This is a genomic window from Acidimicrobiia bacterium, from assembly GCA_018057765.1.
GTDB lineage: Bacteria > Actinomycetota > Acidimicrobiia > IMCC26256 > JAGPDB01 > JAGPDB01.
In genome coordinates this window covers 1-10,082 of the sequence record JAGPDB010000032.1, presented here as the reverse complement: position 1 = coordinate 10,082, position 10,082 = coordinate 1, and the positions used below count along the sequence as shown (strand labels likewise).

11 protein-coding genes are annotated in these 10,082 nt (G+C 34.8%); 10 read left to right on the top strand and 1 reads right to left on the bottom strand.

The features are described 5' to 3' along the window. Positions 1 to 651 (bottom strand): hypothetical protein (locus KBF89_08195; protein ID MBP9116302.1); only part of this gene is annotated, 651 nt, incomplete at its 3' end. A 193-nt stretch (positions 652 to 844) separates the two neighbouring features. On the opposite strand from KBF89_08195, the gene KBF89_08190 reads away from it, so the two are divergent. The 10 genes from KBF89_08190 to KBF89_08145 form a co-directional block, all read left to right on the top strand. Then, positions 845 to 1,435, top strand: a complete 591-nt coding sequence (locus KBF89_08190) for a sigma-70 family RNA polymerase sigma factor (GenBank protein ID MBP9116301.1) — start codon at positions 845 to 847, stop codon at positions 1,433 to 1,435. Next, positions 1,428 to 2,207, top strand: coding sequence for an anti-sigma factor (locus KBF89_08185; protein ID MBP9116300.1), 780 nt, complete (start codon positions 1,428 to 1,430; stop codon positions 2,205 to 2,207). The genes KBF89_08190 and KBF89_08185 overlap by 8 nt, the downstream gene beginning before the upstream one ends. A 9-nt stretch (positions 2,208 to 2,216) precedes the next feature. Beyond that, positions 2,217 to 3,401, top strand: coding sequence for a radical SAM family heme chaperone HemW (hemW, locus tag KBF89_08180; protein ID MBP9116299.1), 1,185 nt, complete (start codon positions 2,217 to 2,219; stop codon positions 3,399 to 3,401). A gap of 48 nt (positions 3,402 to 3,449) precedes the next feature. Next, positions 3,450 to 4,580 (top strand): molecular chaperone DnaJ, encoded by a 1,131-nt coding sequence (dnaJ, locus tag KBF89_08175; GenBank protein MBP9116298.1) that lies wholly within the window; start codon positions 3,450 to 3,452, stop codon positions 4,578 to 4,580. A 76-nt stretch (positions 4,581 to 4,656) separates the two neighbouring features. Next, positions 4,657 to 5,190 carry a helix-turn-helix domain-containing protein gene (locus KBF89_08170; protein MBP9116297.1) on the top strand — a complete coding sequence of 178 codons (534 nt, stop codon included), beginning with the start codon at positions 4,657 to 4,659 and terminating at the stop codon, positions 5,188 to 5,190. A 38-nt stretch (positions 5,191 to 5,228) separates the two neighbouring features. After that, a complete protein-coding gene (locus KBF89_08165) occupies positions 5,229 to 6,218 on the top strand; it encodes a PhoH family protein (GenBank protein ID MBP9116296.1) in 990 nt (329 codons plus the stop codon). Positions 6,219 to 6,227: 9 nt separating this feature from the next. After that, complete coding sequence (gene ybeY, locus KBF89_08160) at positions 6,228 to 6,776, top strand: rRNA maturation RNase YbeY (GenBank protein ID MBP9116295.1); 549 nt, start codon at positions 6,228 to 6,230, stop codon at positions 6,774 to 6,776. 61 nt (positions 6,777 to 6,837) lie between these two features. Further along, positions 6,838 to 8,199 (top strand): HlyC/CorC family transporter, encoded by a 1,362-nt coding sequence (locus tag KBF89_08155; protein MBP9116294.1) that lies wholly within the window; start codon positions 6,838 to 6,840, stop codon positions 8,197 to 8,199. A gap of 8 nt (positions 8,200 to 8,207) precedes the next feature. Continuing rightward, positions 8,208 to 9,101: a GTPase Era gene (era, locus tag KBF89_08150; GenBank protein MBP9116293.1), complete on the top strand. Its 894-nt coding sequence runs from the start codon at positions 8,208 to 8,210 to the stop codon at positions 9,099 to 9,101. A 90-nt stretch (positions 9,102 to 9,191) separates the two neighbouring features. Further along, positions 9,192 to 10,082 (top strand): cytochrome c oxidase subunit II (locus tag KBF89_08145; protein ID MBP9116292.1); only part of this gene is annotated, 891 nt, incomplete at its 3' end.

The following is a 10,082-nucleotide window of genomic DNA, read 5'->3' as shown; positions in this document are numbered from 1 at the left end:
TGCTGCAGCGCGTGCTCTTGCTGCTGCTTGGTCTGCTGCTTCTTTCTGAGCTATCAAACCAGAAAGTTCACCTTTTGTCTGATTCAAAAGAGATAGTTGAGAGGCATTGGCAGCCTCAAGAGATTTCTTCTGTGCGCTCAAAGCTTTTTCTTGGGCATCAATATCAACTAATTGCTTGCTTAGCTCAGCTTTTTTAAGTGCAATATTTTCTTTAGAAATTTGAAGTTGAGTTATAGCAAATGAGTCAGAACCATTTACTAAGTTTGCATATGAATCTTTTCTTTTCGCATTTAACGGAGTTGAATCGACGTCATCTTCGTTTGCAGAAGAAGTGTAAAGCGATATCGCTCTTTTTTGCACCCGCGAATCTATTGCTTTATTTTCAAGTTCGGCAGCATCAATTTCATTTTGTGCTGATTGAACGTCTGTTTTTAAACTAGCAAGTTTTAACGTTGTTGCATTATAGCTTTCAGCCAAGCCAGAGATCTTGTCGCCATTTGCTTGAATCTGATTAGAGAGCTGTTCAGCCTTCTTTCTCTTATCATCAATTGGGCTTGCGAAAGTTACACTAGTGAAACTTAGGGAAGCTATAACGATTAGGACAAGTCCTAAATTACGGAGCCGAGGGCCTTCGTGATTTTTGATATTCATATAGGATATATACTCTAGCAAGCATATTTTGAGATTGCACTGATATCATGTAATAAAGTGGTATCTACCAGGACTTCCTACAATTTGCATGACTTATTGGAGACATGCGTTATTTACGATAATCCACTATTAACCTTAGCAACGTAATACTTATATGGAAACGTTGATTAGTAGAGACACACAAAAAATACCTATGATGGTTGCTATTGTGGACGAAATACATATTCTAGATTCTCTTATAAACAAGGACGAAAATGTCTTTGAAAATGTTTTTCATCTATATTCTGGAGCGTGTGTAAACATTGCTCGCAAGATACTAAGAAGTGAAGCTAAAGCAAATGATGTTGTACAGAATGTTTTTATCCATCTTTATGAAAAGCCCGAAAGATTTGACCCAACTCGAGGAACTTTAAAAACATTTCTACTCACACAATGTCGTTCACGTTCAATAGATTTAATAAGAAGCGAAACCGCAAGATCAAAACGAGAACTTAAGCAGAGCGAAAATTTAGAAATATACAAAAGTGGTAATACTACATCAAATACAGAATCAATAATCCTTCAATTATCATTAAGCGAAACTGTAAAGCTAGCTTTAGAAAAATTATCTAACGATGAAAAATCTGCAATAGTCTTAAGTTATTATCAAGGATTAACTTATAGAGAAGTTGCATCTGAATTAGATCTACCGGAAGGTACTGTAAAATCAAGAATCCGTTCAGCGTTAAAAAAGCTTAAAATTCATTTGAGTGACTTAGAAGTAAAGGGTGTGAATAATGAATAACTTCGACCCTACTAATTTAAGTGATGATATATGTGAACTATTAGATCTATATGTGATTGGCGCACTAGATGATAATGAGGAATCGCAAGTTAAAAATATATTGAGTGTCTCTTCGAATGCGAAAACATATGTTGATGAACAAAGAGAAGTTCTTGCTAATTTAGAAATGGATTCACCAAGCAACCCTGCACTATTTGATTCTATTAAAAATGAAATTTCTAAAAAAAACGAAATTCATAACACTAATAATGTTGTCAGTTTATCTACTCAAAAATTAATAAATAAATCTTGGTACAATAAGATTTCTTATATGGCTGTTGCAGCATCGGTTCTGGCTGTGGTTATTTCTGCATCAATACTATTTACTTCTGTCAATTCGAATACAAAAAATGAAGCATCTAAAACTTTAAATAGAGAACAGGAACTAGCTCTATTCGCATCACAAAAGACTACAAAGCAAATGACACTAGAAGGTACATCTGGGGATATAAAAGTAGTGATGATGATGAACGATAAAGGCGAGGTCATGTTAGACGGTCGCTCAATGGATTCATTATCTAAATCAGAAACATATCAACTCTGGGCAATTGTTTCTGATGCAACTTCTCCCGATGGCATAAAAGTTATTTCAGCATCTGTACTTGGAAATAACCCAGATATATCTATGACTCATATAGATGGAAAAATCAAAGGTTTTGCAATTACAAAAGAAGTTTCGGGTGGCGTTCCTAAATCTAGTAACGATCCAATGTATCTTCATATGCTCGCTTAGAATCTAATAATGATTAATGGCGACGATTCTTTTAGCGTCTATGTGCATATACCTTTTTGTTCGCGTCGCTGTGATTATTGCGATTTTGCAACTTGGGTAGATAAAGAACACCTTATAGAAAAATATATTGATGCTGTCATTAATCAATGGTCTTATCATATTATTAATGAGTCAAACATAACAAGCAAAAAATTACGATCTATATTTTTTGGTGGTGGTACCCCAAACTTAATTAACCCTAAACATATTGTAAAAATAATAGAAACTATAAAAAATAATTGTAAAAATAATATTGATCCAAATTGTGAGATAACCGTCGAATCAAATCCTGACCATATATCTTTAGAGCAAATGCAAACTTATTTTGAAGGTGGTGTAAACAGAATTTCTATAGGCGTACAAAGCACAAATCAAGATGTACTTGATTACTTGGGAAGAGAACACAAAGCTAGCGGTATAAGAAGTTCTATAGAAAACATTTTAGATGCTGGATTAACAAATTTCTCATGTGATTTAATATATGGATCTGGTAATGAGACTATTGATATATACGAGAAATCACTTCGAGATATTCTGGCATATAAACCAAAACATATATCTGCTTATTCTTTGGGCGTTGAAAACAAGACACCCCTTGCCATATCAATATCGATTGGCGAAAAAGAAAATGTGAATGATGATGATCTAGCGGATAAGTATGAATTAACCGACAGAGTATTGAGTGAAAATGGCTTTGATTGGTATGAGATATCAAACTGGTCATTGCCAGGTTATGAATCGAAACATAACTTGAGCTATTGGAGAGGAATTGACGTAATCGGATTAGGTTGCGCTGCCCATGGTTTCACGAACGAGAATCGTATAGCCACACCACGTGATATCGAGAGATATATGAAGAGATTTTATGACACTAATTTAAATAATAAGAAAATACAAGAACTGTTTACAATTATCCATCCCGTTGAAACGATAAGTAAAAAAATGGAAAATTTTGCTCTAAAACTAAGGACTCGTAGTGGAGTAGCTTGGCAAAAAAATGAGTTTTCCGACGTGCTAAAAATGCTAATTGAAAATGGTTTTTGTCAATATGATAATGAGAAATCGATTATATATTTAACTTTAAAAGGTAGGCTCATGGCACATAGTATTACAATTGAATTGTACGAGAGCTATGAAATGAATCAAGTGTTGTAAAATATATTAATTAGTAAAAGATATAATAATAAAAAAATTGGATAAATAATGGAAGATTTCTATGTAATACTTGGTGTGGAAAGAACTGCAACTGCCCATGAAATAAAAAAAGCATATCGTGCAAAAGCTAGAGAATTCCACCCAGATAGCAACCATGGCAACGATGAAATGGAAGAACATTTCAAAGAAATAAGTGTTGCCTATGAAATATTAGGTGATCCTGATAAGCGTGCAAGATATGATCAATTTGGGATTGATGGACTACGAAATAACACCGGGGGATATTCGGGTGCACAATCAGGTGGATCTTTTGATTTCAACCTTTCTGATATTTTCGAATCTTTCTTTGGAGGAGCTGGCACTGGTTTTTCTCAAAGTTCGAATTCAAATAACGATGCACAAGTTTCTATATCAATAGAACTAAAAGATGCTTGTTTTGGTATTACTAAAGAAGTTACATTACAAATAGATCAAGCATGTGAAAAATGTGAAGGTAGTGGTGCAAAAGAAAACACTAAGTCGTTAACTTGTGGTACCTGTAATGGTTCAGGAATTGTACAAGAACTAAGACAATCTTTGTTTGGACAAATCATGGCCCAACAATATTGTGCTACATGTTCAGGTATGGGAACACTCATATCGGATCCTTGTAATAAATGTGATTCGACTGGAGTGACAAAGCAAAACGTAACTCTTGAAGTCAACATTCCTGCAGGTGTTGATAATGGATCTAGGCTAAAGCTTTCAGGTTTAGGTCCGGCTGGGATGAGGAACAGTCCTGCTGGTGATTTGTATGTTTCTATAAATGTAAATCAAGATTCACGTTTCGAACGTCACGGCGATGATCTTGTTTGTGTTCAAGAAATAAGTTTCCTTGAAGCAATATTTGGCGCATCTAAAGATTTAGAAACCTTTGATGGCATTCAAGCTTTGTCAATACCTAACGGCACCAAATCTGGAGAAGTATTCAAATTGCGTCAATTTGGTATGGGAAGATTAAGGTCACGAAACCGTGGAGATTTGCTCGTCTATATGAATGTAAAAATACCTTCATCGAAAGATCTCAATGCTGAACAGAAAGAGATATTGATGTCCTATGCCGAGATAAGTGGAGAAGAGATTGTGGAACATGTTAATTCAAATTCACTTTTTGAGAAGGTAAAGAGAGTGTTTAATTAGGACAAAGAAATCGGAAACTTTCATAAAGCCTATCCAGCGACTAATCTATATATGAAAGATCTTAACTAGGAGAGAAATGGACGACGTTCAAGACGAACAATCGATTACAGCATCTGCCCAAATTGGGTCAAACTTACGTTCAATTCGTAAAGAGAAAAAGCTCTCTTTGCAACGTATAGAAAAAATTTCAAATAACGAATTTAAAGCTTCTGTTGTTGGGGCTTATGAACGCGGAGAACGTTCCATATCTGTTGCACGCCTTATAAGGCTTTGCTATTTTTACGAAGTGAGCCCTTCAGATGTTTTAGAAAAGAATGAAGAAATAGATTTAACAAAAATCGAAGTTGAAATAACTGAAAAAGTAAAAGTCGATTTAACAAAATTGCAAGACAATACCCATGCTGAAGCAATGGTTGTTGCAAGGTTTGCTCAAAGTATTCTTAACAAGAGAGAAAACTCTACAGGTAAATTCTTCATTATAAGAAATGATGATTTACGAATTTTATCTGCTGTTTTTGGTAAAACAGTAGAAGAATTTATAGATCGATGTAATGAAATCGGCATATTAGCGCATGATATAGCAAGCTCAAAACTTTCAGAATCACTTTAGCCATATACGAATTAAGTCGATAGAACAATTAACTATATATGGATAAACCTACAGATGTAAAAACTTACTCTTCAAAATCAATTATCGATAAGGATAAAACCCTACGCGAATTTTTAGGCCATAATGATGCCAACGTTGATATTATCGAAGATAATTTTGATGCGACTTTACTAATAAGATCGAATGAGATAACAGTAATTTCGTCAGATAAATATGTTGTAAAGCAAGTTACAAAATTGATAAAAGAATTAATTGGATTAATAGATGGCGGGACGCAAATAACTGAGAATGATCTGAGGTTAAATATAGATATGATTAAACGAAATGAATCTCCAAGCGAAGCACATGGTGAAAATGTAGTAAAAGCAAATAAGGCTATACATCCTAAAACACAAGGTCAAAGAAACTATGTCGAAAAAATACAAAGTAACACTATTACCTTTGGAGTTGGGCCTGCAGGTACGGGTAAAAGCTATTTAGCTGTTGCTATGGCTGTTGCAGCTTTACAATCAAAATCTGTACAAAGAATAATTCTTACTCGTCCAGCCGTCGAAGCTGGCGAACATTTTGGTTTCCTTCCCGGTGATATTCTTGCAAAAATTGACCCATATTTGAGACCTCTTTATGATGCGCTTTTTGATATTGTCGGGACAGATGCTTATAATCGATTCCATGAGCGTGGAATAATAGAAGTTGCGCCTCTAGCTTTCATGCGTGGACGAACTCTAAATGATTCATTTATTGTGTTAGATGAAGCACAAAATACTTCTCCCGAACAAATGAAAATGTTTTTAACACGTTTGGGTAATAATTCTAAAATGGTTATTACCGGCGATTTGACTCAAGTGGATTTACCATCACAAAAAATTTCTGGATTAAGAATAGTTAGAAATATTCTTGAAGGAGTCGATCAAGTAGCATTTTGTGATCTCACAGGGCTAGACGTTGTTAGACATAGAGTTGTTCAAAATGTTGTAGAAGCATATGATAAATGGGATAAGAGCCATCCGCACCCATATGAAAACTAATATAAACGCATGAAAAAAAATGTAGATTATTCAAACCCACGAGTAAATGTATTCGGCACTAATGAACAAAGTGAAATCGAAGTAGATGTTGTTACATACATTGAATTAGCAAAACTTGTTTTAGCAAGAGAAAATATAATGATATCTAGCGAAATGTCGCTAATCTTTTGTGATGAAGAAGAAATTTCTTCATTAAACAAGGCTTATATGGATAAAGATGGTCCAACTGATGTTTTAGCATTTCCAATTGATGATGATTTGGTAGGCGTAGGACGTAACCCAGATAATGGTGGCCGTGGACCTGGAACACCAAGTGAAGGCGATGGCATACCTGCGCTTATTGGTGATGTCTATATCTGTCCAAAGATTGCAAACGAACAATGTGGAGAAAACAATAAAACATATGATCAAGAAATGAAACTTCTAGTAGTTCATGGAACTTTACATCTGCTGGGATATGATCATATGGAAGAGAAAGAGCGAATACAAATGCAAGCTAGAGAGCATGAGATATTAGGCGAATTTGAAATATTGTCTGATAAAAATGTGAGCAAATAGTAATGCTTTACCGCAATGAATCAATAAATTACGCTAATATAATTATTATGGGCAGTACAATATGAAAACAGTTGATTATTATTTACTTGCAGTTTGTCTTGTCCTTTTTATAACTTCTGTAATCTGCGCGATGGCAGAAATAGCATTCATTCGTGTAAATAGAATCCATGTTATGTCTATGGTTGATCAAGGCAAAAAAAACGCCCTTAAACTTCAGCAAATGGTGGATAAGCCGGAAGCGACTTTGAACGTGCTGTTACTCATTTTGTTAATTGCACAACTAGGTACAGCATCAATAATATCAGTAATTGTTGAAGGTATTGGTGGTTTAGTAGCAGTGGTAGTTTCTATAGTTGTTGAAATTTCATTATTTTTTGTTTTAGGAGAAGTAGCTCCTAAAACTTATGCTGTTCAAAATACTGAAAAGATAGCACTAAAACTGACACCTTTTTTATGGTTTTTGACTAAGTTTCCACTTTTTCGTTGGATCTCGTCTGCACTAATTGGATTCGCGAATATTATTCTTCCCGGAAAAGGGTTAAAGAAGGGCCCATTTGTTACTGAATTAGATTTGCGCTCAATGGCAGATGTTGCAGCAGAGGAATCAGTCATTGAACATACTGAACGAGAAATGATTCATTCTATTTTTGAATTTACAGATACAGTTGCAAGAGAAGCCATGCAACCAAGGACAGATATGGTCACAGTATCTTATGATGCAAAAATTTCAGATGCATTAAATATTTCAATAGAAGCTGGTTATTCTCGCATTCCAATATTTAAAGAAACAAGAGATCAAATTGTTGGACTCGTATATCAAAGAGATATGTTCGAAGCGGAGCGAGCAGGCAATGGGCAAGAAAGTGTACAGAGCATTAAAAGAACTGCTGTATATATTCCAGAACAAAAACGAACTGCTGAATTGTTAAGAGATATGCAATCTAGTCAATTCCATATGGCGATTGTTGTTGACGAGTATGGTGGCACTGCAGGTCTAATCACGTTAGAGGATTTGGTCGAAGAATTAGTTGGTGATATTTCTGATGAATACGACTCCATGGAAGAAACAATTGAAACAATTTCAGAAAATGTATGGCGGGTACCTGGACGAACAACAATAGATGATTTAGAAGAACTTTTAGATTTAGAAATACCAGACACTGAATGGGACACTGTTTCAGGTCTAGTTTTTAACATATGTCAACATGTGCCATATGAAGGTGAAAAAATAAATTATGAAAACCTCGACTTTTATGTTGAAAGGGTAGTTGGACAAAGGATTATCTCTGTTACAGTTACAAAAAATGACGTCAGCGAAATTGAAGATTCCACACTAGATCAAAGTGATATAGAGAATTCGAAAGGCATAGAAACAAAAGATGACGATGCTTCACCAGACTATGTTTCAGGCAAAGATAAATAATAATAAATATGGAACAAGAAAATTTTAAAAGTGCTTTAGTCTCTATTTTAGGTAGACCAAATGTTGGGAAATCAACTCTTGTAAATTCTTTAATGTCAAATGAACTTTCAATTACATCTATTCATGCACATACAACAAGACGCTCTATAAGAGCAATTGAAAATGGCTCTGATTATCAAATTGTTTATATTGATACCCCTGGCATACACAAACCTGTAAATGCACTAAGCGATCGTTTAAATGAATTTGCATATAATGCACTTCACGGTGTTGATATTATTGTTGCAGTATTTGATGCCAGAGATGGAATCGGTACTGGTGATGCTTTTGTTTGTGAAAGGATAAAAAATCATCCGTGTGTTATAGCTGTTTTGAATAAATGTGACACTTTAAAAAAATTCGAGAAAGCAGCGCAAGAAGCATCTAAATTGAACGAATTATTGCCAAATGCAAAGGCCATAATTCCAATATCGGCTTTTACTAAAAAAAATGTCCAAATTTTGAAAAAAGAGATACTTTCCAATATGACCTTTGGTCAAGCACTATTCGCTACTGACAGCGAACATGATATGAGCGATGAATTTATTGTTGGGGAAATATTGCGAGAACAACTTTTATGGCGTTTACGTGCGGAAATACCGCAGTCTCTGGCCGTTGTAGCTACGGAATTTGATAGCACTAAGAAAGATCAACGGAATTTTGATGTAAAGATAATAGTGCGACAAAAAAGTCATAAACCTATAATTATCGGTAGAGCTGGCTCAATGTTAGAGACGGTTGGGCAAAAAGCGAGAGAAAAGATAGAAGTATTTCTAGGTTGTAAGGTATTTATTAAAAGCAAAGTTGTAATTGACGAAAATTGGCAAGATAAACCAGAATCGTTAGATAAATATATTTTTTAAAAAACTTTGCCGATATTTTCAAATACTGTGCAGATTTTCACTAGAGTATTGCAGGTATTTTAAATCATATCTTGGAGAGACAATTCGAACATGAGAACAACTAAAAGAATAAAGTTAATTTTATCTATTGCAATCTTTTCAATCATAACTGCGGGTTGTGCGACAGGACCTGATAATAAACAAAATTCATTAAGACCAGAAGGTGATGCTGCTCGTAAAATTATGAATTTGTTTTCTCCTATTTTTTGGATTGCAACTGTAATTGGTGTACTTGTTCTTCTTGCCACAATCTATATTTCTATTAAATATAGATCTACTGAGAAAAATAAATTTCCAAAACAAATTCATGGAAATACTTTTTTGGAAATTGGCTGGACAATACTTCCACTTGTAATATTGATCGGTGTTGCAGTTCCAACAGTAAAAACAATTTTTGAACTCGATAAACCTGGTGGTAATAATTCTATCCAAGTTGAAGTTGTTGGTAAACAATGGTGGTGGCAATTCGGAGTACAAACCGATCAGTACCCTATATATAATTCAGACGGTACTCCAAAACTAGATGCTAAAATGACGCCAGTAACTGCCAATGAAGTTATTACAGCAAACGAATTAGTGATACCAGTTAAAACTCGAATTGAGCTTAAACTAAAAGCTTGTACTGAAGATACACCAATTGCAGATAAAAGTACCGAAGACTTAAAGGCCACTAACCCATGTAATGTAATTCATTCATTTTGGATACCTTCATTGGGTGGTAAAAAAGATGTTGTCCCGGGACGAACTAACACTCTTGTATTAGAAGCTGATAAACCCGGACTATATACAGGCCAGTGTGCAGAATTTTGTGGACTGTCACATAGCCTTATGCGTATGCAAGTTCGAGCTGTAACTAAGGCAGACTATGATAAATGGCTCGATAATCTTAAAAAGCCGCCTGTAAATGTATGTTTCGATGAAGCTGGCAAAGCAAATTCTTGT